This window comes from Paenibacillus sp. NPDC058071, assembly GCF_042885235.1.
Taxonomy (GTDB): domain Bacteria; phylum Bacillota; class Bacilli; order Paenibacillales; family Paenibacillaceae; genus Pristimantibacillus.
Map to the genome: position 1 here is coordinate 206,688 of NZ_JBHVSK010000009.1, position 22,990 is coordinate 229,677.

At 53.5% G+C, this 22,990-nt stretch carries 21 protein-coding genes; 2 read left to right on the top strand and 19 right to left on the bottom strand.

Annotation, left to right across the window (positions count from 1 at the left end):
- Position 1: 1 nt before the first annotated feature.
- The 3 genes from dprA to sucC form a co-directional block, all read right to left on the bottom strand.
- A complete protein-coding gene (gene dprA, locus ACFVTB_RS16755; protein ID WP_387751294.1) occupies positions 2–1,174 on the bottom strand; it encodes a DNA-processing protein DprA in 1,173 nt (390 codons plus the stop codon).
- Positions 1,175–1,347: 173 nt separating this feature from the next.
- The gene (gene sucD / locus ACFVTB_RS16760) at positions 1,348–2,280 is read right to left on the bottom strand and encodes a succinate--CoA ligase subunit alpha (protein WP_387751297.1); all 933 of its coding nucleotides are present in this window, start codon (positions 2,278–2,280) and stop codon (positions 1,348–1,350) included.
- A gap of 44 nt (positions 2,281–2,324) precedes the next feature.
- Complete coding sequence (sucC, locus tag ACFVTB_RS16765) at positions 2,325–3,485, bottom strand: ADP-forming succinate--CoA ligase subunit beta (RefSeq protein WP_387751300.1); 1,161 nt, start codon at positions 3,483–3,485, stop codon at positions 2,325–2,327.
- 340 nt (positions 3,486–3,825) lie between these two features.
- Here sucC and ACFVTB_RS16770 point away from each other — a divergent pair, with 340 nt between their 5' ends.
- The gene (locus tag ACFVTB_RS16770) at positions 3,826–5,385 is read left to right on the top strand and encodes a YifB family Mg chelatase-like AAA ATPase (RefSeq protein WP_387751303.1); all 1,560 of its coding nucleotides are present in this window, start codon (positions 3,826–3,828) and stop codon (positions 5,383–5,385) included.
- 219 nt (positions 5,386–5,604) lie between these two features.
- On the opposite strand, the gene ACFVTB_RS16775 is transcribed toward ACFVTB_RS16770, so the two are convergent.
- The 8 genes from ACFVTB_RS16775 to rplS all read right to left on the bottom strand — a co-directional run bounded on the left by ACFVTB_RS16775 (position 5,605) and on the right by rplS (position 12,343).
- On the bottom strand, positions 5,605–6,096 hold the full coding sequence (locus ACFVTB_RS16775; RefSeq protein WP_387751305.1) for a nucleoside deaminase: 492 nt from the start codon (positions 6,094–6,096) through the stop codon (positions 5,605–5,607).
- A 543-nt stretch (positions 6,097–6,639) separates the two neighbouring features.
- A complete protein-coding gene (locus tag ACFVTB_RS16780) occupies positions 6,640–7,035 on the bottom strand; it encodes a YraN family protein (protein ID WP_387751308.1) in 396 nt (131 codons plus the stop codon).
- A complete protein-coding gene (locus ACFVTB_RS16785) occupies positions 7,028–7,333 on the bottom strand; it encodes an EscU/YscU/HrcU family type III secretion system export apparatus switch protein (protein WP_387751311.1) in 306 nt (101 codons plus the stop codon). Before ACFVTB_RS16785 ends, ACFVTB_RS16780 begins: the two co-directional genes overlap by 8 nt.
- Positions 7,330–9,420 (bottom strand): hypothetical protein, encoded by a 2,091-nt coding sequence (locus ACFVTB_RS16790; RefSeq protein ID WP_387751314.1) that lies wholly within the window; start codon positions 9,418–9,420, stop codon positions 7,330–7,332. The genes ACFVTB_RS16785 and ACFVTB_RS16790 overlap by 4 nt, the downstream gene beginning before the upstream one ends.
- 227 nt (positions 9,421–9,647) lie before the next feature.
- Complete coding sequence (locus tag ACFVTB_RS16795; protein WP_387751441.1) at positions 9,648–10,259, bottom strand: ribonuclease HII; 612 nt, start codon at positions 10,257–10,259, stop codon at positions 9,648–9,650.
- 67 nt (positions 10,260–10,326) lie between these two features.
- On the bottom strand, positions 10,327–11,205 hold the full coding sequence (gene ylqF / locus ACFVTB_RS16800) for a ribosome biogenesis GTPase YlqF (RefSeq protein WP_387751317.1): 879 nt from the start codon (positions 11,203–11,205) through the stop codon (positions 10,327–10,329).
- Positions 11,206–11,224: 19 nt separating this feature from the next.
- The gene (lepB, locus tag ACFVTB_RS16805; RefSeq protein ID WP_387751319.1) at positions 11,225–11,899 is read right to left on the bottom strand and encodes a signal peptidase I; all 675 of its coding nucleotides are present in this window, start codon (positions 11,897–11,899) and stop codon (positions 11,225–11,227) included.
- A gap of 102 nt (positions 11,900–12,001) precedes the next feature.
- Positions 12,002–12,343, bottom strand: coding sequence for a 50S ribosomal protein L19 (gene rplS / locus ACFVTB_RS16810; RefSeq protein ID WP_387751322.1), 342 nt, complete (start codon positions 12,341–12,343; stop codon positions 12,002–12,004).
- Between the two features lie 211 nt (positions 12,344–12,554).
- Here rplS and ACFVTB_RS16815 point away from each other — a divergent pair, with 211 nt between their 5' ends.
- A complete protein-coding gene (locus ACFVTB_RS16815; RefSeq protein WP_387751325.1) occupies positions 12,555–13,997 on the top strand; it encodes an S-layer homology domain-containing protein in 1,443 nt (480 codons plus the stop codon).
- Between the two features lie 231 nt (positions 13,998–14,228).
- Here ACFVTB_RS16815 and trmD read toward each other — a convergent pair whose 3' ends face one another.
- From trmD to smc, 8 genes are all read right to left on the bottom strand, one after another.
- Positions 14,229–15,008, bottom strand: a complete 780-nt coding sequence (gene trmD / locus ACFVTB_RS16820) for a tRNA (guanosine(37)-N1)-methyltransferase TrmD (RefSeq protein WP_387751443.1) — start codon at positions 15,006–15,008, stop codon at positions 14,229–14,231.
- 10 nt (positions 15,009–15,018) lie between these two features.
- The gene (gene rimM / locus ACFVTB_RS16825; protein ID WP_387751328.1) at positions 15,019–15,540 is read right to left on the bottom strand and encodes a ribosome maturation factor RimM; all 522 of its coding nucleotides are present in this window, start codon (positions 15,538–15,540) and stop codon (positions 15,019–15,021) included.
- Between the two features lie 96 nt (positions 15,541–15,636).
- Positions 15,637–15,867 (bottom strand): KH domain-containing protein, encoded by a 231-nt coding sequence (locus tag ACFVTB_RS16830; protein WP_387751330.1) that lies wholly within the window; start codon positions 15,865–15,867, stop codon positions 15,637–15,639.
- Between the two features lie 25 nt (positions 15,868–15,892).
- A complete protein-coding gene (rpsP, locus tag ACFVTB_RS16835) occupies positions 15,893–16,165 on the bottom strand; it encodes a 30S ribosomal protein S16 (protein WP_387751333.1) in 273 nt (90 codons plus the stop codon).
- An 82-nt stretch (positions 16,166–16,247) separates the two neighbouring features.
- Positions 16,248–17,624: a signal recognition particle protein gene (gene ffh / locus ACFVTB_RS16840; RefSeq protein ID WP_387751335.1), complete on the bottom strand. Its 1,377-nt coding sequence runs from the start codon at positions 17,622–17,624 to the stop codon at positions 16,248–16,250.
- On the bottom strand, positions 17,611–17,961 hold the full coding sequence (gene ylxM / locus ACFVTB_RS16845; protein WP_387751445.1) for a YlxM family DNA-binding protein: 351 nt from the start codon (positions 17,959–17,961) through the stop codon (positions 17,611–17,613). Before ylxM ends, ffh begins: the two co-directional genes overlap by 14 nt.
- Positions 17,962–18,189: 228 nt before the next feature.
- The gene (gene ftsY / locus ACFVTB_RS16850) at positions 18,190–19,188 is read right to left on the bottom strand and encodes a signal recognition particle-docking protein FtsY (RefSeq protein WP_387751338.1); all 999 of its coding nucleotides are present in this window, start codon (positions 19,186–19,188) and stop codon (positions 18,190–18,192) included.
- Positions 19,189–19,280: 92 nt separating this feature from the next.
- Positions 19,281–22,862, bottom strand: coding sequence for a chromosome segregation protein SMC (gene smc, locus ACFVTB_RS16855; protein ID WP_387751341.1), 3,582 nt, complete (start codon positions 22,860–22,862; stop codon positions 19,281–19,283).
- Positions 22,863–22,990 lie beyond the last annotated feature (128 nt).

Below are 22,990 nucleotides of genomic sequence, written 5' to 3' on the forward strand. Positions count from 1 at the left end.
GTTACAATCCTATATAAAATGATCCTGATTGCTGCTCTATTTTCCGTTTTATACATAAATTTATCAGAAGTGCGCTCAAATGTCCAAACGGGATTCCCGTCAGCCGATGCAAATCATCCACCGACAGCGGCGAATCGCGCAGTAGCTCAACGACTCGACGCTCTTCCGCATCGGTTCCATTCCGCTCTGCAGCAGCCTCTTCTACCGCCGTCGACCGCTCGTGCCGCCTAACGATTCTAAGCAGTTCGGGGATTCGATAACGAAACTCTTCTATTATATGTTCGGCATGGCTGACCAGTTTCGCGCCGTGTACGATCAGTTCGTTCGTACCCGCGCTCTTCGGAGATGAAATGGGACCGGGTACCGCAAAAACCTCCCTTGACATGTCTAGCGCCTGATGCGCCGTAATTAACGACCCGCTCTTAACCGCAGCTTCGACGACAAGTGTGCCGATTGAGAGACCTGCAATAATCCGGTTTCGGAGCGGAAACATGCCTGGATGCAGCTTTGCGCCTATCGGCGTTTCGGACAGCAGCAGTCCCCGCCTTTCAATCTCGCGATATAACTGCCTATTCTCTGAAGGATAACAAGTATCGACCCCGCATGCAAGCACGGCGACCGTAGAGCCCGGACCCTTCAGGGCAGCCTCGTGAGCGATTCCGTCTACACCGCGTGCTAGTCCGCTGATCACGGTTACCCCGCGCGCTGAAAGCTGTTCGGCAAAGGAGGCAGCCGAATGCCTTCCGTAGGCGGTAGGATGGCGCGTCCCGACGACCGCTATCGCTGGTCGTTGCAGCAATTCGATCTGACCAAGCGCATATAGTACCCAAGGCGGCTGCGGAATTCCCTTCAAGTAACGGGGATATCGTTCGTCAAATGGCGTTATAACGGCCGCACCGCGCTCCTGCGCCTTCATATAAGACGATCCCGGCGCCGCCAGCGGCTGGCGCATGCGAGCGGCAGCAGCCTGCGCCTGGGCTTTCTGAAAGCCTGCAGCGGCAAAATGCTTTTCCTCAACCTGCTCACCCAGCCTCCATAGCTCGCCGTCAATCGCTTTACGTATCGAGTGCCAGCCAACCCCAGGCACCTCGTGCAGCCGGATAGCCATCGATCTGTATTGCTCCAAATCGGATTTCGATCTCAATCCCGCTTCGCTACCGCTTTCCATTTCCATTAGACTCTCTCCCTCGAGGTCTGCCGGCATCCTTTCCTATTTTGCGTTACCGGAAGGTAGAATGCAAGCGGACTAATTATTTTCATAGCCGAAATGTAAAAAAAAGCAACCTTCCAAGCCCCGATAGGGGATCGAAAGGTTGCTTACCTTTTACGCATACTGATATGCGATTATTATTTCACGTTCGTGCATTTCTCAAGCAAGCCTTGCTCTTCCAGAACAGCAACGAGCGTCGAGCCCATTTCGGAAGGCGTTGGCGCTACGCGAATGCCGCAAGCTTCAAGCGTTTCGATTTTTTCAGCCGCTGTACCTTTGCCGCCGGAAATGATCGCGCCTGCGTGACCCATGCGTTTGCCCGGAGGCGCCGTTGCGCCGCCGATGAAGCCGACAACCGGCTTCTTCATGTTCGCTTTAACCCATTGAGCTGCTTCTTCTTCCGCCGTACCGCCGATTTCGCCGATCATAATAACGGCATAAGTGTCGGGGTCGTCGTTGAATTGGCTCAAAATATCGATAAACTCGGAGCCTTTAACCGGGTCGCCGCCAATGCCTACGGCCGACGATTGGCCGATTCCGCGAGTTGTCAGTTGGTGAACCGCTTCGTACGTCAGCGTACCGGAGCGGGAAACAACGCCCACATGGCCTTTCGCATGAATGTAGCCCGGCATAATGCCGATCTTGCATTCGCCCGGCGTAATAACGCCCGGACAGTTAGGTCCGATCAGTGTTGTTTTCTTGCCTTCCATATAACGCTTCACTTTGACCATATCCAGTACCGGAATGCCTTCCGTGATGCAGATGACCAGATCAAGCTCCGCGTCTACCGCTTCCAAAATGGAGTCGGCAGCGAAAGCCGGCGGTACGTAAATAACGGATGCGGTAGCGCCTGTAGCAGCAACCGCTTGTCCTACCGTGTTGAATACCGGAAGTGAAACAACTGTTCCGTTCTCGAGTGTAATATCGACGTTTGTGCCGCCTTTGCCCGGCGTAACGCCGCCAACCATTTGCGTGCCATATTCCAATGCGCCTTTTGTATGGAACAAGCCTGTTGCGCCTGTGATCCCTTGCGTGATGACTTTTGTATCTTTATTGACCAAAATGCTCATCGAATTTCACATCCCCGTTAATGAATTCTCGTACGCGTCGTACCTTATTTCACGAGAGCGACAATTTTTTGCGCGCCGTCTGCCATGGAGTCCGCGGCTACAATGTTCAATCCCGATTCGTTCAACATTTTTTTGCCAAGCTCGACGTTCGTGCCTTCCAGTCTAACGACGAGAGGACGATCCAGACCAAGCTCTTTCGCTGCTGCGATTACGCCTTCGGCAATAACGTCGCAACGCATGATGCCGCCGAAAATATTAACGAAAATGCCTTTCACGTTCTCATCGGAAAGGATGATTTTGAACGCTTCCGTTACTTTCTCTTTCGTAGCGCCGCCCCCTACGTCCAGGAAGTTGGCAGGGTCGCCGCCGTAGTATTTAATGATGTCCATTGTCGCCATTGCAAGACCGGCGCCGTTAACCATACAGCCGATGTTGCCTTCGAGGGCGATGTAGCTCAGATCGTATTTGGAAGCTTCGATTTCTTTCGCGTCTTCCTCTTCCAAGTCACGCAGCGCCACGATGTCTTTGCGGCGATACAGAGCATTGGAATCGAAGTTCAGCTTGGCGTCGAGCGCCATAACGTTGCCGTCGCCCGTCACAACGAGAGGATTGATCTCGGCGATCGAGCAATCTTTTTCCACGAATGCCGTATACAGCGCGATCATGAATTTAACCGCTTTGTTGACCAGCTCATTCGGAATGTTGATCGCATAAGCGAGCTTGCGAGCTTGGAATACTTGCAGGCCGATCGCTGGATCGATCACTTCTTTAAAAATTTTCTCAGGCGTATGAGCCGCCACTTCTTCGATCTCCGTGCCGCCTTCTTCGGAAGCCATCATAACGACGCGTCCCGTCTCGCGGTCTACGACTACACCGATATAATATTCCTTTTTAATGTCGCAGCCTTGCTCGATAAGCAAGCGCTTAACTTCTTTGCCTTCAGGACCCGTTTGATGGGTTACGAGCACTTTGCCCAAAATTTCGCTGGCATAGGTGCGAACCTCGTCCAGGTTTTTAGCTACTTTAACGCCGCCGGCTTTACCGCGTCCGCCCGCATGAATTTGCGCTTTCACGACAACGACTGGCGTGCCCAGCGATTGTGCCGCTTCGACCGCTTCGTCTACGGAAAAAGCAACTTTGCCTTCCGGCACCGCGACACCATACTGTTTCAGCAATTCTTTACTTTGATACTCATGGATATTCATTGTTGAAATCCTCCATTTCATAGACTGAACCCAGTCATATGTAAATAACCAACAAACCTTAACTATTGTAGCATCTTTCCTGCCAGATTTCGACCCTTCCAGTTTTGGTTTTTTGATATGGATTTCATCTCAAAATGAGATGATATACGGCTGATCCGCAAACTACGGAGCATAGTATGCACATATTCCGGCGAATAATGCTTGCCCTTTCCATCGTTGACAGCCGCCTCCAATATCCGCTATGATAGCCCTAATTAGAAAGCGGCTCCGAGCCGCAACATTATCGTTCTGGAACGAAAGGAAGCACCTTCATCCGGCTATTTGGAGGTGCTTCTTTTTTATGTTCAGTATTATGCGCAGCAGCAGTGTGCACGGCGTTGACGGCAACGATATTTCGGTCGAAGTAGACATCTCAAACGGACTTCCGCAGATTAGCGTTGTCGGCCTTCCCGATCCCGCCGTCCGGGAATCTGTAGAGCGGGTGCGGGCCGCCATTAAGAACAGCGGCTTTTCATTTCCAATGGACAGGATTACGGTCAATCTGGCGCCTGCCGATTTGCGGAAAGAAGGCACCGCCTTTGATCTAGCGATTGCGGCCGGTATACTAGCCGCTAGTGGGCAAATCGAAGGAAGTGCGTTTGCTGATGCGGTGCTGATCGGCGAGCTGTCGCTGAACGGCATGCTCCGCCCCGTTCCAGGCGTCCTCGCTATGATCGATCGAGCGAAACGAAACGGCGTCCGGAAGGTGCTTCTTCCTGTAGCTAACGCAAGAGAAGCGGCATGGATTGAGGATATGGAGCTCTTCGTCCTGTCGCAGCTTGGTGATCTGCGCGACTGCAAGGAAGGTGGCTGGGGATCGCTTCGCTATACGGGAGGAATCGAAAGCGGAACCGCTAACGGCGGCGAACAGGCGATCGATGACGAAGAATGCGGCGATTACAGCGACGTAATCGGCCAGCAGCATGCGAAGCGTGCGCTGTTAATTGCGGCAGCCGGGCGGCACAACCTGTTATTTACAGGACCGCCCGGCACGGGCAAAACGATGATGATCCGGCGTTTGCCGGGCATACTGCCACCGCTTACCGAAGCCGAGTCGCTGGAAGTCACCAAAATATACAGCGCTGCCGGCAAGCTGAGCACCGAAGCGCGTGGATTGATGAGGCTCTCTCCGTTTCGCGCCCCGCATCATACGATTTCGGCCGGCGGGCTGGTAGGAGCAGGCTCAGTTCCGAAGCCGGGCGAAGTGACGCTGGCGCACCGCGGCGTGCTCTACTTGGATGAACTGCCGGAATTTTCGCGGCAGGTGCTGGAGGCGCTGCGGCAGCCAGTGGAGGACGGAATTGTTACGATCGCAAGAGCGAGAGCCGTATTTCGCTTCCCGGCTGCGCTAATGCTCGCCGTTTCTTTCAATCCATGTCCTTGCGGCTATTACGGCCACGATACGGCGGAGAAGCGCTGCACTTGCAGCGACACGGCCGTAACCCGCTACCGTTCGAAGCTCTCTGGCCCGCTTCTCGACCGAATCGATATTCAGCTCGAGGTGCCGAGGCCAGCTCTCAAAGGCCTTCAGACGGAGACGGATCCTCGCTCCTCCCTCACCTCCGCGCAGATGCGCGGAATCGTTCAAACCGCAAGAGACAGACTGCGGCGCCGGAACGCCGAGCTCGGCATCACTGGCAGCGTTTCCCGTCTATCCGGCCAATCGCTTCGTCGGGCCGTGCTGCTACGTCCCGGCGCGCATACGCTGCTGGACAACGCGTTGGAGGCGCTGGGCATCAGTATGCGCGCGTACGACCGCATTTTAAGATTATCGCGAACAATCGCCGACATCGAAGGCTCCGAAATGGTAGAGGAGGAGCATATCGCCGAAGCGATTCAGTATCGGCGGCTGCAGCTCTAACAGGTCAATAGAGCTGAAAAGGAAGTAGGATGTCCTCTTCGTTTTCTTATTTTGATATATCCGCTTGCTTAATGAACAGAAGGCGAAAATGAAGAAATGGCGGTTCTAGGGGTATGTTTGGAACATCCCTTATCATTATCGAGAAACCCGATGTCAGGGTTTCTTTTTCATCTCGCTGTTTTCGTATATTTTATAAAATTGGTTCATTTGAGTATCCATTTATACAATGTCACTCACTACATATTTTAATCCGCGCTGTTCGTCCCATTTTCGATGAAGCTCTTGAGAACGTATAGCTAAGTCCTTAAATGGCATAGCCGTTACAGAAACTTTATCGAATTTATGTCTGAAGTGGCTACCTTCCTTCATGGTCCTCATAGCACCTAAGTAATCATCGCTTAGCGCCCAAACCGCCCTACAAATATCAGATAATATTATTGCCCCTGAACACATTGGGCAAGGCTCGACTGTCGAATATAACGTGCATTTATTTTTGTATACGGGGTCCAACAACTTTTTGCCAGCCTGACGAATTACATCTACTTCAGCATGACAAGTCGGGTCAAAATTAGTAAAAATTCTATTTCTGCCTTTGCTAAGAACATTGCCATCTGGGTCTACTAAAACTACACCAATTGGAACAGTGCCTTCCTGAAAAGCTATTTCCGCCTCGTCTAGCGCCATCTCTAGAAAATATCGGTCTTTGTCCATGCTGCTGCACCCCACTCTTTATTAAATTAGTATCCAAATACTTTCGTTTTATTGTGGTAAAATCCTTTAAATGTAGACAAAGGACGTGCAGATAGTATTCAACCTGTAAGAAGCTTACTTTTCAATGGAATAACTGCTAAAACGCAGTTATTTCCCCTTCTCACAGCCAGAATCGAGGATTAGATGCAAAAAGGCAGTTATTGACCGCGGTATGAAAGCTAATGGCAGGCGGGTACTTAAAATAACTGCCAAAGTGCATTTATTCCCCTTTTTTCCAACCAGAATCGAAGAAATAAATGCAAAAGAGCAGTTATTCCAAAGAATACGTTTCGGCTTTAGGGGCGACCAATCGTATCACCAGAATCCCTCAGCCCCTCAACTTCACCTCACCTCTCCGTCATGTAGGATTAAAGTTTGTGCCGTGTTTAAATCCAAATAAATATCCCGCTTCACATTAAACCGTGAAACGGGATGTCATTCCTGCTATATTGGATTCCAATTCGTTCAGTACTGCCACTCTCAGACAACTCTCGTTATTTTATACTAGAACGCGCCCGCGTAATGCTTCAACTCGACGATTTCGTCTCCTCGGCCGAGGAGTACGGCAACGACGTCGAAGCGGACTGGAACTTCCCCCAGCCTCCGCTCGCGCATATAATATTGCGATAGTAGGGCCACTTTGCGCTGCTTTCGAATATCTACCGATTCAGCTGCCGTTCCGTAGCGGCCGCCTTCCCTTCGCGTACGTATCTCCACGAATACGAGCTTGTCGTCCCAGCTTGCGATTGCATCGATTTCACCAGAACGGCAGCGCCAGTTGCGCTCGACGATCGTATAACCTGCATCCGTCAGTGCCCGGCAGGCCGCATCTTCGCCGATCCGGCCGGTTCGCTTCCGACCGTCCTCCCGTTTGCCGTTATCCGTCCGCCCCTCATTCATTCAAGTCCCTCGCTTTACGATCCGCCCGGTAGACGAAGCTTAATACTTCCGCCACTAACGTGTACAGCTCCGGCGGGATAGTCTGATCGATATCAAGCTTGGACAACACCTCAACAAGCGAGGGATCCTCCTGCACAGGAACTCCGTGCTCCTGCGCCCGCTCCAGAATCCGGTCGGCTAAATGGCCGGTACCTTTCGCCTTAACGACAGGCGCTTGATTTTCTCCCGGCTCGTACTTTAATGCAACGGCTTTTCGCTGCCGAGTCGTATGCCTTCCTTTCACCGGTTCCTTGCTCATATGCGAAAGTCGACTCCTTTGTAGCGCGGGCTGCCGAGCCCGGCAGGCGGACCGGCCAGCGGCTCGGCACCGCTAGCATCGCCACCCGGCGCTTGAAAGCCAGAAGCCGTTTTTAACGAGGAAAGCTGGAAGCCCGCGGCATTCAACTGTTCCGCCACTTCTTCTCTTCCCGCCTGCGTCAGCGCTTCGATTGCTGGATGATCGTTCCATAATGTCAGGCTGACGATTTTATCGACGACCTGCACGTCGACGACAGTATCACCAAGCGTCCTCATGGACAGATTGAACAGCAAGCGGCAATTGTCAGCGTCCAGCTCACCCTTGCGGCCGCGCCTCGTCTGTATTTGTACGGAAGCCGTTTGAGCGCCGTCCGAGCCTTGAAGCGGGATCATTAGCGTCAGATGCGAAAACATCGCGCCGTTGCGCTCCGGCGCAAGCAGCAGTTGCTGGCCAGTAATCTGCTGAACGAGCTGCTGCGCCGTGTCTCTTAGCACTGCCGGGGCGTCGTTCGACGAAGCCAATGCGAGCAGCGCGCTTTTAAGCGTATCGTGTACGCCAGGTCTTGCATCATTCACCTGAGCTCCATCCATCGCAGCAAGCGGAATTGCCGACGCAGCCGCTTGTCCAGGACGAAGAATCGACTCCGTTGTTCGCGCTGACGCATCTGTTCGAGCTCCCTGCTCAACAACAGCCTGCTGAGGCGCGGCTGCCGCTGTTGCTGCAGCCGGCTGCGGCGGCGTTTGAACGGCGCGAGCGGCTGCTCCGTCCGTCCGTGCAGTAGAAGAAGCAGCCTGCTCAGGTTGCCCATTCACCAAAGCAGGAGGAGTTCCCCCTCTTTCCGTCCCTGCCCCTGCCTGGGCCTGCGGGCCGCTCTGCCTTGCTGTCGCCTCCTGTCCTTGCGGCAGCTGCTTCAGCAGCTGATTCTCATAATCGACGCCCAGCCATTTCATCATCTGCCCGATCCAATTGCCGGACGCAGAGGCAGGAGCTGTCTGGCCTGCCGTCCTCGACAAGCCCCCGGCTGCAAGCTCGGAGCCGCCTTTAGCCGCCGCGTCGCCGCTTGCTCCACCTGCTGCAGCTCCGCCCGGAGCTTGCGGTACAAGCTTTTCTGATGGCTGAGCATGGCCTGCAAGCTGCGCTCCAGACGGCCCGCCGCCGGAAGCTTGGGCGGCAATGGCAGCGGCGGACGGCTGGGCCGACGTGCCAACGCCTGCCTGCGCGGAAGCCGCAGCTCCGCCCGCAGATGTCTGCGCACTGGATCCAGCGCCGGTCTGTACTGCCGCTCCACCCGCGTTTCCGCCGACTGCCGAACCTGTGGCTGGGGCCGTTTTACCGGCCGCCGCGCCGTCCGGACTGCCGGACGTCTTCATCAACGCTTCACCGTCTCCAATCAGCGCCATGAGCCGCGCAGCAAGCTGCTGCAGCTTTTGCTCGGGCGGATTGCCACCGGCCTCGTCCGTTCCTGAACCGCCTGCAGTAAATGCAGCAAGCTGCAGCTTCAGCGTCTCCAGCAGTTGGTCGGCTTGCTGTCCAAACATAACCTGCTGCAGCGCTGAAATCGTCGCCCCGGTCATTGGAAGGCCGCGTTTGAAAGCGGCAGCCGCCGCCTGCATCCATTGCTCGGCGCTGACTCCCTTCGGCATCGCTTCCGCTGCCTGCTGGAACGCCTTTATCGTATCACGGTTCAGTGGAATGCCTTCTTGACGAAGGCCCTTGACGATCTCGTAAGCCCATTTTTGATCCGGAAGGCCGAGCTGCTTCGCCATATCCTTCAACATCGCCTCTGACGCTTGTCCGGCAACTGCAGGGTCCGCCTGCTTCAACACGATCAGGCTGCCAGTCGATTCAGGCTGCACCTGCAGCATCGCCGCCTGTCCAGCCTGTAAAGGCGCATCCAGCTTAGCGCGAACCTGTACACCGTTAATCGATACGATACTCTCGTTATTGTCCAACACCTGCATGACGACGCCCCGAACGGTCTGCCCCGGCTTCAATTCCAAAGCGCGCACATCGCCCGCCTTCGTCTCGCCCAGCAGCCCTCTCACCATTTGACTGATATTCACGATCGCATACACCCGCTTCCCCATTGCAATTCCATGCTATCCGATTCGTCGCAACCCTCTTAGGCCCAACTCTGTCTTTTCGCCATTTACCTTATTTATCGGCTGCAACGCGCTTCGAATAAAGGGATGCGTTGCATTCGTCCCCTCCTTTCGCGAGACTAGCCGTCAAGCATAAAAAAAAGGACAACGCCTGCTTCACACAGTGCGCTGTCCTGCCCGGACGCGGCTAAGCGGCGAATAACGCCATTCCTCTAAAATAGCATCTGCTGCTCCGAAAATATTTTACCTAAAAAGGATTGCCGATGCAGCGGCGAGGCGCCGTAAGTCAGCAAATTTTCGCGATGCTGCTTCGTCGCGTAGCCTTTATGTATAGCAATGCCGTACTCGGGATACATTTGATCCCACTCGGTCACGCATAATCGGTCTCTGGTCACTTTCGCGATAATCGACGCGGCCGCAATCGATTGGCTTGTCGCATCGCCTTTAATAATGGCGAGCTGCGGCTGCGGCAAATCTACCTTCTCGGCATCGACCAACAAATAATCGGCGCCGATTTGAAGCGATTCTACCGCCAGCTTCATTGCAAGGCGGGAAGCCTGCTTTATATTGATCCGATCGATCGTCTCCACGTCCACTCTAGCGACGGCCCATGCCAAGCTTTGGCGCGTAATCGTGTCGTAAAGCAATTCCCGCTTCTTCTCGGACAGCTTCTTCGAATCGTTCACGCCTTCGAGCAGCAGCTGCGGCGGCAAAATAACGGCCGCAGCTACGACGTCGCCGAACAGACAGCCTCTCCCTACTTCGTCAACGCCTGCAATCGCCGCGTAGCCTTCTTCCCATAGCTTGCGCTCGTATTCCAGCATATGCAGTTGTTCCCCCGGTTCCATTCTCATCCCGTCATTTCCTTATACCGTATCGCCGTTTTTCGAATTATTCCGCATGATCGGGAAAAGGAGCTTCGTACGTAATGCGTCCCAGCTTACCCGCCCGCATTTCGCGTAAAATAATGCCGGCCGTCTTCTCCAAATTAACAACGCCTCCGCTTAGCAGGCACCCTCTTTTACGGCCGATCGCTTCCATCAACTGCACAATGTCGTCGGAATTGGCCGGATCAATCGAAGTAATGTCCAATTCGAACCGTTCCTGCAGCGCAGGCAAGTACCGCTCCGCCAAATCGCGAAGCGCGAAAAAGGCGATATCCTCGACGTTCAGTACCTGTTCGCGAATGGCGCCGGTCATCGCAAGACGATAGCCGACGAGCTCGTCCTCAAACTTCGGCCATAAAATACCCGGCGTATCGAGCAGCTCCATTTCCGTTCCGACTTTAATCCATTGCTGTCCCTTTGTCACGCCGGGCCGATCACCCGTGATCGCAATGTTGCGCCCGGCCAGCCGATTGATGAGCGTCGACTTGCCAACATTCGGAATACCGACAATCAGCCCCCGAACCGCGCGTGGATTAATCCCTTTGGATAGCTGACGCTCAATCTTCTCTCGCAGCAGCTCGCGGGCTTTCTCCGGGATTTCGTTCACCTTTGTGCCGGTCGACGAATCGACAGCGATAACTTCATGTCCCTCATATTTGAAATACGTAATCCATTGCTCGGTTATCCGCGGATCGGCCAAATCCGATTTGTTCAATATAATCAGACGAGGCTTACCCGCCAATATTTCATCAACCATCGGATTGCGACTCGATAGCGGCACCCTTGCATCGAGCAATTCAATCGTAATATCGATCAGCTTTAATTTTTCTTGAATTTGTCTTTTCGCCCGGGTCATATGCCCTGGGAACCATTGTATCGTCATGCATTCACCTCATGTTTCGTTACCCGTGCTTGATAAAGCTCAGCTTGTTCAGCGGCCAGAAAATAAAATCGGCCCGGCCGATCAATTCTTTTTCCGAAACGAAGCCGATATCGCGGCTGTCCTGGCTGTTGTCACGATGATCGCCCATGGCGAATATCATGCCTTCCGGCACGGTAGCCTCCGGATTTTTATCGTTAGGGAAGTTCGAGGTCATCCCTTGGTTTGTATTATACAGCTTGCCCTCGGCATGCGCTTTTTCAATCGCTTCTTTAATATACGCCTCTTCGACTTTCACGTCGTTTACATAGACGTCGTCACCTTCTACACGAACCGTCTCTCCCGGCAGCGCAATGACACGCTTAATGAAATCTCTGCCTTGATCCGGCACGTGGAAAACGACAACTTCACCGTGCTTCGGCTCGCGTACTTTATACAAAATTTTATTAACGATGAGTCTTTCGCCAGTTTCAAAGTTCGGCTGCATGGAAGGTCCCTCCACAATAAAAGGAGAGAAAAGAAAGGTTCGAATGACGAAGACGAGAATAACGGCGATCGCCAGCGCTTTGATCCATTCGAATATTTCCTTTGCGGCACGGCCGCCTTTGTCATTGGACGATCTTCCGTTCAGAACCACCGTGTTGTCCGCGTTTGCTCTATCGTCTACAATATCTTCATTCCGCTGCTGTGAATCCATCCGTTACGCCTTCCTTCTATGCGTAGTCTGTCTTACGCGACCCATTTGCACATAAATAACGAAAAGGGGCTTGTTTGCGCAAGCCCCTCTTGTCGTTTCATCTTAACGAATTTCTTTAATTCTTGCAGCTTTACCGCGCAGGTTGCGAAGATAGTACAGTTTCGCGCGACGCACTTTACCACGGCGTGCCACTTCGATTTTGTCGAGTTTAGGCGAATGCAGCGGGAATGTTCTTTCCACACCTACACCGTAAGAAATTTTGCGTACCGTAAACGTTTCGCTAATGCCTCCGCCGCGACGCTTAATAACGACGCCTTCGAAAAGCTGGATCCGCTCGCGGGATCCCTCGATAACTTTAACGTAAACTTTCAACGTGTCACCGGGACGAAAGTTAGGAAGGTCTTTGCGAAGCTGCTCTTGCGTAATCGCTTGTACGAGATTCATCTTGGATTCACTCCTTCCACCATAGACGTTCTTAATGGCTCGCCTTACTTCCTTGAGCAAGGGTCTTCGCGATTAGCGGACCGCCCGATTAATACAAACAACATTTGAAATTTTATCATATTGGGATATAAAATTCAACCTCATCTTAGCCGTTATACTCTAGTATAATAAAAAAATATTTAATAGCTTCCCAAACAGAAAGGATGAAGTAATGACTACAGCTAAGAAAAAAATAGCGATGCGTAAAAAAGCGACCATCTTATTACCGGTGGCGCTGTCCGCTTCTCTGTTAATCTCCTCCGTCGTTGCACCATTTCCGCAGGCGAAAGCATTCGCCTCCGTTTCGTTTTCCGACACAAGCAAGCACTGGGCCGAATCCTATATCACATGGGCTGTTGAAGCCAAACTGGCGACCGGCTATGAAGACGGCACCTTCAAACCGAACCGGACGATTACAGAACCCGAGTTTCTGGCGCTGCTGCTTCGCGCATACGGCTTGGAGCAGCCGGCCATCGCTGGCAAGCCGTGGCACCAGCCCTATTATGCTTATGCTGCGCAGCAAGGCTGGCCGACCGGTTCCACTGCCGACGCCAAGTTCAGCCGGGGAAAAGCCGCTCGTCTAATTGTAACTGCCGTAACGGCTCAACCCTTTTCCGAGCATGCGGCCATTCAATGGCTGCTTGACAACAAGCTGACCAATGGACGCACCTCGGCAACTGTCGCTGGCTACGAGCCGAACGGCACTCTTACCCGCGCAGAAGCGTTGGCTTTCCTGAATCGTATTCTTGCCGAGATTCCGTCACTGCCGAAAGAACCCGTCATTGGCGCGGTCAACGATGAGAGCGCCTTGAACGGCATTCATATTGGCGATACAGCGGACAAGCTGCAAGAACGCTGGGGAAAGGCAAATCGCACCGACGCCTCGCCGTACAGCTTCAATTGGCAAGTGTATAATGCGGATTACGCTTCCTTTGCTATGGCGGGCGTGCAAAATGGCCGAGTTGTCGCTCTCTTCACCAACGCCGTTGGCGAATGGAACGCTTCAAACACAGCCGCGATCGGCATGACACTGTCCGATGCCAAACAAAAGCTGGGCAAAAAAACAACAGGGAAAGAAACGGACGATTCCTTCACCTATGAACAAGACGGCTTGACGACCACATGGTTTATCGACCGTCTGGACAAAAATCGTATCATCGGTATTTTACAGTCGAACAAAGGGTCATTGAGCCCGGCTTCCGGCAAATCGGCTGGAAACAAAGAACTGCGGACCGCCCTGGAGCGTCAAAGCTACGATCTGGCCAATGCGGAGCGAATGAGACGAGGCATTGCTGTACTGAGCTGGGATGATAAGGCTGCCTCATCGGCAAGAGCCCACAGCGAGGACATGGCGGCGCGATCATTCTTTTCCCATGAAAATCCGGATGGGGCATCGCCATTTGACCGTATGAAAAAGCAGTCCATCGTCTATCACCTTGCTGCGGAAAACATTGCGGCTGGCTACTCAGACAGCCTATACACCCATTTCGGCTGGGTAAACTCGGAAGGTCATCGCAGCAGCTTATTGAATCCTGAGTTGACTAAGCTCGGCGCAGGCGTCGCTTTCGGCGGTTCATACGGTATTTATTATACCCATAATTTTTATACGCCATAATTGAAGCTATTATAAAAAAAAAGACCGGGCATGCCGATGATGTTCTACTCATCGGCATGTTCGGTCTTTTTTCGGCTCAAAACCGAAATCAGTGCATAAATTCAAGACGAGCGAACGCTGCGTGACAGAAGGTTCATCCGATCGCTGTTAAAGCCCGATTCCTGATGAAAGTCTACGATAGGAATCGGGCTTTAACGGCGAGCGCTATCGTTTCCCCAGAATCCCTCTGCGCTATTTGTTCCCGTCATCCTGGGCTGCGCCTTCCTCCTCCAACTGAAGCGGAAGCGATTCCAGCCATTTCCGTTCCTTTTCCGTCAGTTCGGCTGACGAAAGCAAGTCCGGCCGGCGATTGAACGTGCGCAGCAGCGATTGCTCTCTTCTCCACGCCTCAATACGGCTGTGATGACCGGATAGAAGCACCTCCGGCACTTCCCAGTCTCGGAAGACGGCCGGTCGTGTATAGTGCGGATATTCCAGCAGGCCGGTGCTATACGAGTCAGTGACGGCAGAAGTCTCGTTGCCAAGCACGCCGGGCAGCAGCCGCACGACGCTGTCGATGACCGTCATTGCCGGGATTTCGCCGCCAGTCAGCACATAATCGCCAATCGATAGCTCATCCGTCACCAAGTATTGCCGAATTCGTTCGTCGTAGCCCTCGTAATGGCCGCAAATCAGCACTAAATGCTCCTCTTGAGACAGCTCCTCCGCTTTCTTCTGCGTGAACGGCTCGCCCTGCGGGCACATCAGAATGACGCGCGGCTTCCTGCCGCCTTCTGCGGCTTCCTGCATTAAATCCTCAACTGCAGCGAATACAGGCTCGGCCTTCAGCACCATGCCGCCTCCGCCCCCGTAAGGATAATCGTCCACCGTATTATGCTTATTGTTCGCATATTCACGGAAGTTGACCGCCGCAAGCTCGACGATGCCTTTCTCCTTCGCTTTGCCCAAAATGCTCGCACCGAACACGCCGTCGAACATTTCGGGAAACAGCGTCAGCACATCGATCTTCATCGCTTTCACTTTAAATCAATCCTTCCAGAAGCCGTACAAGCACCTTTTTGTTTACAATATCGACATCCAGAATGACATCGTCGATGACCGGAAGCAGCAGTTGCTTACCCTTCGGCTGAATGCGGTCCACGACCCAGACATGGTTGGCGCCGGGGCTCAATATTTCCGAAATGACGCCGAGCTCCTCGCCCTCTTCCGTTACCGCTTTGCAGCCGATAATTTCATGGTAGTAGTATTCGCCTTCTTCCAGCTCGCCCTGCTCCTCCTCGGAAATTTTCACGAGCCAACCCTTGAACTTCTCGACGTCGTTAATGTGATCGAAGCCTTTCAGCTTCACGATATAAAAGCCTTTCTGCTCCCGGGAGCTTACGATTTCAATCGTCGTCATGCTCCCCGACCGCTCGTCCTGCAGCGCGAGTTTGCTGCCTATCGCAAACCGCTGCTCGGCAAAGTCGGTGCTTGGCACAATTTTCACTTCGCCGCGCAAGCCGTGCGTGTTGGACAGCTTGCCGACCGTATACCATTTGCTCATCTATGTACCGTCCCTTTATTTTCGTTCTTATCCCTATTTCCTTATATTTTGAAAAAGGGTTAGGACGCATTCATCCTAACCCTAATTCTTATGCAATTACGATATGATGTCAACGATCACGCGTTTCTGCGATTTGACGGCGGCGGATGTAACGACGGTCCGCATCGCTTTCGCAATGCGACCCTGCTTGCCGATAATTTTACCGATATCCTCGGTATGAACCGAAAGCTCGTACACCGTGCCCCGCTCGTCATCCTTCACATTGACGCGCACGTCCTCCGGATGATCCACCAATGCCTTTGCGATGACAAGAATCAAATCTTTCATTTCAAGGCCCTCCGCTATTCAACAGTTATTTCTGTTGCTTCAGCTCATGGAACTTTTTCAGGACACCTGCTTTGGAAAGCAAGTCGCGAACCGTATCAGAAGCTTGCGCGCCGGTTTGCAGCCATTTCAACGCTTTCTCTTCGTCGATCGATACTTGAGCCGGTTGAGCAACCGGGTTGTAAGTACCGATTTCTTCGATGAAGCGACCGTCACGTGGGGAACGGGAGTTGGAAACAACTACGCGATAGAATGGAGCTTTGTGGGCACCAATGCGTTTCAAACGAATACGTACTGCCATTTGTAATTCACCTCCTTCGAATAATAAACGTTTCTATTGATTAACGGACGAACGGTAGCCGCTAGTCGTTAAGGAAGACGCACTAGAACGGGAATTTCATCCCTTTGCCGATCAGACCCTTCAGCCCTTTTTTGCCGCCCTTCGGACCTTTCGGCCCCATCATCGACGAGAACTGCTTCATCATTTTGCGCATGTCGTCAAACTGCTTGATGAGCCGGTTCACTTCCGCAACCGACGTTCCGCTGCCTGCGGCGACGCGTTTGCGGCGACTGTGGTTCAAAATTTCAGGCTTTTGCTTCTCTTCCTTCGTCATCGAACGGACAATAGCTTCGACACGATCGATTTGCTTCTCGTCGACCTTCATGTCCTTCAGCCCTTTAACCTTGCTCATGCCCGGCAACATATCCATCAGCTGATCAAGCGGACCAAGGTTGCGGACCTGCGCCATCTGCTCAAGGAAATCGTCGAACGTGAATTCGGCGGTGCGCATTTTGCGCTCCATTTCTTTCGCTTTCTCCGTATCGATGTTCTGCTGCGCTTTCTCGATCAGCGACAACATGTCGCCCATGCCGAGAATCCGCGAAGCCATCCGGTCTGGATAAAACGGCTCGAGCGAATCGATCTTCTCGCCCATCGCCGCGAACTTAATCGGACGTCCGGTGACGGCTTTAACCGACAGCGCGGCGCCGCCCCGTGTATCGCCGTCGAGCTTCGTCAGCACGACGCCGGTCAGTTCCAGCTGTTCGTGGAAGCTTTGCGCAACATTGACCGCGTCTTGACCGGTCATTGCATCAACGACGAGGAGCACTTCGTCCGGGGCAGAGAGAGCATGAATCTGCTTCAGCTCATCCATCAGCTCCTGATCGATGTGCAAACGGCCCGCCGTATCGATAATAACGTAGTCGTTGCCGTTTTCCTTCGCATGTTGCAAGCCTTGGCGGGCGATTTCAACCGGAGATGTTTTGTCTCCAAGCGAGAAGACCGGGGCTTGAATTTGCTCCCCGAGCACCTGCAGCTGCTTGATCGCCGCCGGTCGATAAATATCGGCCGCAACGAGCAACGGCTTATTGTTGCTCTTCTGAAGCAGTCTCGCCAGCTTGCCGGTCGTCGTCGTTTTACCTGCGCCTTGCAAGCCGACCATCATAATGACGGTTGGAGGCTTGTTCGACTTCGCCAGCTTGCTTTGCGTGCCGCCCATCAGCTCGGTCATTTCTTTATTAACGATGTCGATAATAACCATGCCGGGCGTGAAGCTCTTCGACACTTCAAGGCCGAGTGCTTTTTCCTTCACCTTGGCGATAAAATCTTTGACGACTTTAAAGTTAACGTCGGCCTCCAACAGCGCCAGACGCACTTCCCTCATCGCTTCGTTAATATCGTCTTCGGTTACTTTGCCTTTGCCTCTCAGCTTGCCGAACACGTTCTGTAAACGGTTCGTTAAGCTCTCAAATGCCGCCATGATCGATCACCTCCATCTTCTCATCTTCATTCTTTGTCATTCGTTCAATTATGGCGTAAAGCTTCTGTTTCTCGCTCTCTGTCACTGAAAGCGAGCCGATGTCGATCACAAGCTCCGCCGCAGCCTTCATGGCCGCTTCGTGCTTTTCCAGCAGCTTAAGCTTGCTTTCGTAGCTCTCCAGCACCTGCTCCGCCCGCTTTACGTGCTCGTAGACCGCTTGCCGGCTAATGCCTGATTCGGCGGCAATTTCGCCAAGCGAATAATCGTCGTGAAAATAATATTTGAGGAACATACGCTGCTTATCGGTAAGCAGCGGCTCATAGAAATCGAACAGCATATTGATACGGGTTGTTTTGGCCAGGGCGTCCGGTTCATTTGCTATCGTCACCTTGATCCCCTCCCCGTTTTCTAAGCCGTTGCGCTGTCAGTCCGTTAGCGGATTCGCCCGCGACGGCTTTTTGCCGTCAAGGATAAATCCTTTACACCTGAGCAACGTCTCCTATCTTACATGACGGAGACGTCTCTGTCAAGCTCTTGTCCTTGTCACCTTAACGGCCAGGAAAAGCTACTCTTTCTCCTGCTCTTCCTCGCGCTGAATGAGTCCCGCGAACAGCGCGTGAACGAATTGCTCGGAATCAAATTCCTGCAAATCGGTCATTTTCTCGCCAAGGCCGACCAGCTTCACCGGCAGATTCAGCTCGTTGCGGATCGCGATAACGATGCCGCCCTTCGCCGTCCCGTCCAGTTTCGTCAAGACAAGACCGGTTACGCCGCTCTTCTCGCCGAAGAGCTTCGCCTGGCTGAGCGCGTTCTGACCCGTCGTAGCGTCAAGAACGAGCAGCACCTCGTGAGGAGCGTCCGGAATTTCGCGCTGAATGACGCGGAAAATTTTGTTCAGCTCCTCCATCAGGTTCGTTTTGTTCTGCAGCCGTCCCGCCGTGTCGCACAACAATACGTCTACGTTGCGCTGCTTGGCAGCTTGCACGGCGTCAAACATAACAGCTGCCGGATCGGAGCCAGAATGCTGTTTAATAACATCTACGCCGACCCGCTCGCCCCATACTTCAAGCTGCTCGATCGCCCCGGCACGGAATGTATCGCCCGCCGCGAGCAGGACGCTTTTGCCTTCGCTTTTGAACTTATGCGCAAGCTTGCCGATCGTCGTCGTCTTGCCGACACCGTTCACGCCGACGAACAGGATGACCGTAATGCCGCCATTCTTCGACATTTGCAGACCCGGATTGCTTTCGCCCTTAAGCAGGCCAACCAGCTTCTCCGACAATACTGGCTGCAGTTCGGCCGCGTCTTCGATCTTCCGCTTTTTCACCTCGGCCCGCAAATCGTCGATCAGTTGCATAACCGTGTTGACGCCAACGTCGGCGCCGATCAAAATCTCTTCCAGCTCCTCGTAAAACTCTTCGTCGATTTTTTTGCGGCGCGTAATCAGCTCTTCCACTTTTTCAACGATCGCCGTACGCGTTTTCGTCAAGCCTTCTTTAAAAATATTTGTGACTGCTTCCGTTTTGGAAGCAATGCTTTCTTTCAGTTTCTTAAAAAAACTCATCGTTATTCCGTCCTCCTACCGTTCCGCCTAAGCGAAGCGACCTTTCGTTTCCTCTTGAATACAGTTTCTTCTATTACTTATATGACTCGGCTTTAAGCAGAGTAAGACTCATGTTCATCCTCTTCTAGACGGACGGAGACGAGCTTCGACACGCCGCCCTCTTCCATCGTTACCCCGTACAGCACATCAGCTTCCTCCATCGTGCCTTTCCGGTGAGTAACAACGATAAACTGCGTTAGTTCCGAGAATTCCCGCAAATATTGGGCGAAACGCGAGACGTTAGCTTCATCAAGCGCCGCTTCGACCTCATCGAGTACGCAGAACGGAACCGGCTTCACCTGCAAAATCGCAAATAACAGGGCGATTGCGGTCAGCGCGCGCTCGCCGCCCGAGAGCAGCTGCAAGTTTTGCAGTTTTTTGCCCGGCGGCTGCGCGACGATATCGATGCCCGTATCGAGCACATTCGTCGGATCCACGAGAACCAGATCGGCGCGCCCGCCGCCGAACAATTTGGCGAAGACAACGACGAAGTGGCCGCGAATCGCTTCAAATGTCGTTCTAAACCGCTTCGACATCTCTTCATCCATTTCACGGATGACTTGGTAAAGCGTCGTTTTCGCTTCGACCAGATCATCCTTCTGTTCGGTCAGAAACTCAAACCGTTCCTTCACGCGCTCGTATTCTTCGATGGCGCCAAGATTGACGTCGCCGAGCGCTGTAATTTGCCGTTTCAAGTCTCTTACGGCGTTTTGCGTACCGATAATATCTTCCGGCACTGGGTACATTTCCTTCGCCAGCTCGAAGCTAAGCTCGTAATCCTCGCTCAGTTTGCGCAGCAAGTTGTCCAGTTCGACGTCGAGGCGATTCGCTGCGATCTCGGTCTGCCTCATCTGCTCTTCTACGGATCGAAGCTGCACCCGTTGCTCCTTGGTTTCACTTTCGCCATTCTCGAGCTCTTGCGTCCGTTCCGCTTTGGCCGCACGTTTCAAATCAGTCTGTTCCGCGCACTCCTGTTTCTTCAGCCGCAAATGATTCAACTGCTCGATTTGCGTGACCGTCTCTGCGCCATGCCGCTCGATTTCCTCTTCTTGCTGCGCATACAGCGTCCGGTAACCCGCCAGCTCCTGCTTCGCACGCTGAATGTCGGTCCGCACGCGAGACGCCTGATCCTCGAACGATTGCTTTTCCTGATCGGTTTTGGCAACCGCTATTTTCAGATCGGTCAGCTGCCCTTGCAGCTCTTCCTTAGCCGTTTCACTCGCTTTACGCCGTTCCTCGGCCAGTTTAATCGCATCCTGCAGCCTACTCTCGTCGTCGGTCAGCTTGACGAGCTTCTGCTCTGCTTCCGTCGCATTTTGCTGCAGCGTTTTCTGTTCGGTCAAATGGCTGCTGCGGTCGGCCGTAAACAGCTGCTCCTGCTCACCCAAGTGCTTCGCTTCGTTTTGCAATTGCTGCAGCTCCGCTCGAACTTGCTGTTCCTCGATCCGGCTCTGCTCAGCTGCCGCCCGCAGTTCTTCCATCTTATGTGATCGAATCGACTGCTCCTTGCGCAGATCGCTCAGCTTATCCCGCAAATGCGTGATGGTGCCTTCCGCTTCCTTAATTTCTTTGTCGAGCGCCTCAATCTGGCGCTGTCTTCCGAGCAGGCTGGCCCCTTTTTTCTGCAAGCTGCCCCCCGTCATCGAACCGCCGGCGTTAACGACATCGCCTTCCAGCGTTACGACGCGATAGCGATACTGGCATTTCGAGGCGATCCGATTCGCCTGCTCCAGCGTCTCGGCCAACAGCACGTTACCGAGCAGGTTGTTTACGATCGATTCATACCTCGGCTCGCTGGACACCAGATCGGCCGCCACGCCGACGAATCCTTCCGCGCCTGCGGCCAGCCGCTTGTCATGCTCGGGCACTTGTCGTCCGCGAATAACGTCCAGCGGCAGGAAAGTCGCCCGGCCCAGCTGACGCTGCTTCAGAAAGCTGATGGCGGTTCTCGCCGCTTTCTCGTCCTCCATAACGACATGCTGCATCGCACCGCCAAGCGCCGTCTCGATGGCCGTTTCCAGCCGCTCCGGCACACGAATGAGCTCGGCAACGGCGCCGTGGACGCCGGAAATGCCGCCGTTCGCTCTACGCGAAGCCTTCAGCACCTCTCGTACGCCATGCATAAAGCCGTCCAGCGCATCCTGCATCTCTTTCATCGTGTCGCGCCGCGAAATTTGCGATTCCAGCTTCTGTTCCCATTTGCGGACGGCCGACGACGCGTCATCGATAATTTGACCGGCTTCCTTCGCCTGCTCCGCCTCCGTCACATAACGGTTGCGCGTCGTATCGATCGCCTTAAGCGTCGCTTCCAACTGCGATTGCAGCTCGCGCTTGCGCGCCTCGAGCTTCTTGTGCTGCTCCGACCACTTCGTTTCTTCATCCGTCAATCTTTCCATTCGCCGCTGAACCGCTTCTTGCTGCTGAGCGGCGTAGCGGATCTCGTTGCGAAGCTGCGCCATCGCGCTGAGCACCTCAAGCAGCTCGCCCTTGAGCGTCTCCTCGGCGTCAATCGCCGTACCGCCGGCCACGCCGATCAGATTGGCTTCCTCCACCGTAAGCTTCGCCTTGAGATCGGCTAATTGCAATTCGAGAGCCGCAGCTTTGCTGCGGAACTCCGCCTCTTCGCCGGTGAGCGTCGAGATGCGCTCGTCCTGCGTCGCGATCGTCTCCTCCAGCTGCCGCTTGTTCTGCTCCAGATTGCGCTTGCGCTCCTTGAGCACCTCTCCGTAGCCCTCGCACTTCTCATACTCCTCGCTGTATTGGAGCATCGCCATGTGCAGTCCGTCGAGTTCTTCCTCAAGCTCCCGCAGCATGAGCCGGTCTTTCTCGAGCAGAGCGTCATGCTTGCTGACGACGGTAGACAGCTCCATCTGCTGACGCTTCAATGCATCGAGCTTCTCGTTGGCTTGCGCCCACGAGCTGTGGACATTCTCAATGTTATGTACGTACATCGATATTTCTTGCGTCTTCAGTTGCTCTTTCAATTGCTTGAAATGGATCGCTTTCTCCGACTGCTCGCGCAGCGGTCCGACCTGATCCTCCAATTCGGACACCAAATCGTGAATACGCAGCAGGTTGTTTTCAGTCTCCTCCAGCTTCTTCTGCGCCTCACGCTTGCGGGACTTATATTTAACAATGCCGGAGGCTTCCTCGAATATGCCTCTTCTGTCCTCGGAACGGGTACTTAAAATTTCTTCGATCCGGCCTTGCCCGATAATCGAATAGGCTTCCTTGCCAATGCCCGTATCCATGAACAGCTCGGTAATATCCTTAAGTCTGCACGGCTGCTTGTTGATCATATACTCGCTGTCGCCGCTCCGGTGAACGCGCCTCGTAACGGTTACCTCATTGTATTCCAGCGGCAAAGCGCCGTCGCTGTTGTCTAGCGTCAGCGACACTTCCCCGTAATTGACCGCCTTGCGCGCGTCGCTTCCGGCAAAAATAATGTCTTCCATCTTGCCACCGCGCAAGCTCTTCGCGCTTTGTTCTCCGAGCACCCAGCGAATGCCGTCGGAAATATTGCTTTTACCGCTGCCGTTCGGTCCAACGACAGCCGTTATGCCGGTCACGAACTCCATCTCCGTTTTGTCGGCAAATGATTTAAACCCTGATAATTCGATCCGTTTCAGGAACATAGCTTGGCTTTCACCTCATCGCTTATTGTACCACATCTGTCGACAGCTCGTTAACCATTTTGACATAGTTTGAGCGCTTACTTGTGAAATAAATCACATTCTTTACGTCGATCCCATCCTATACTGAT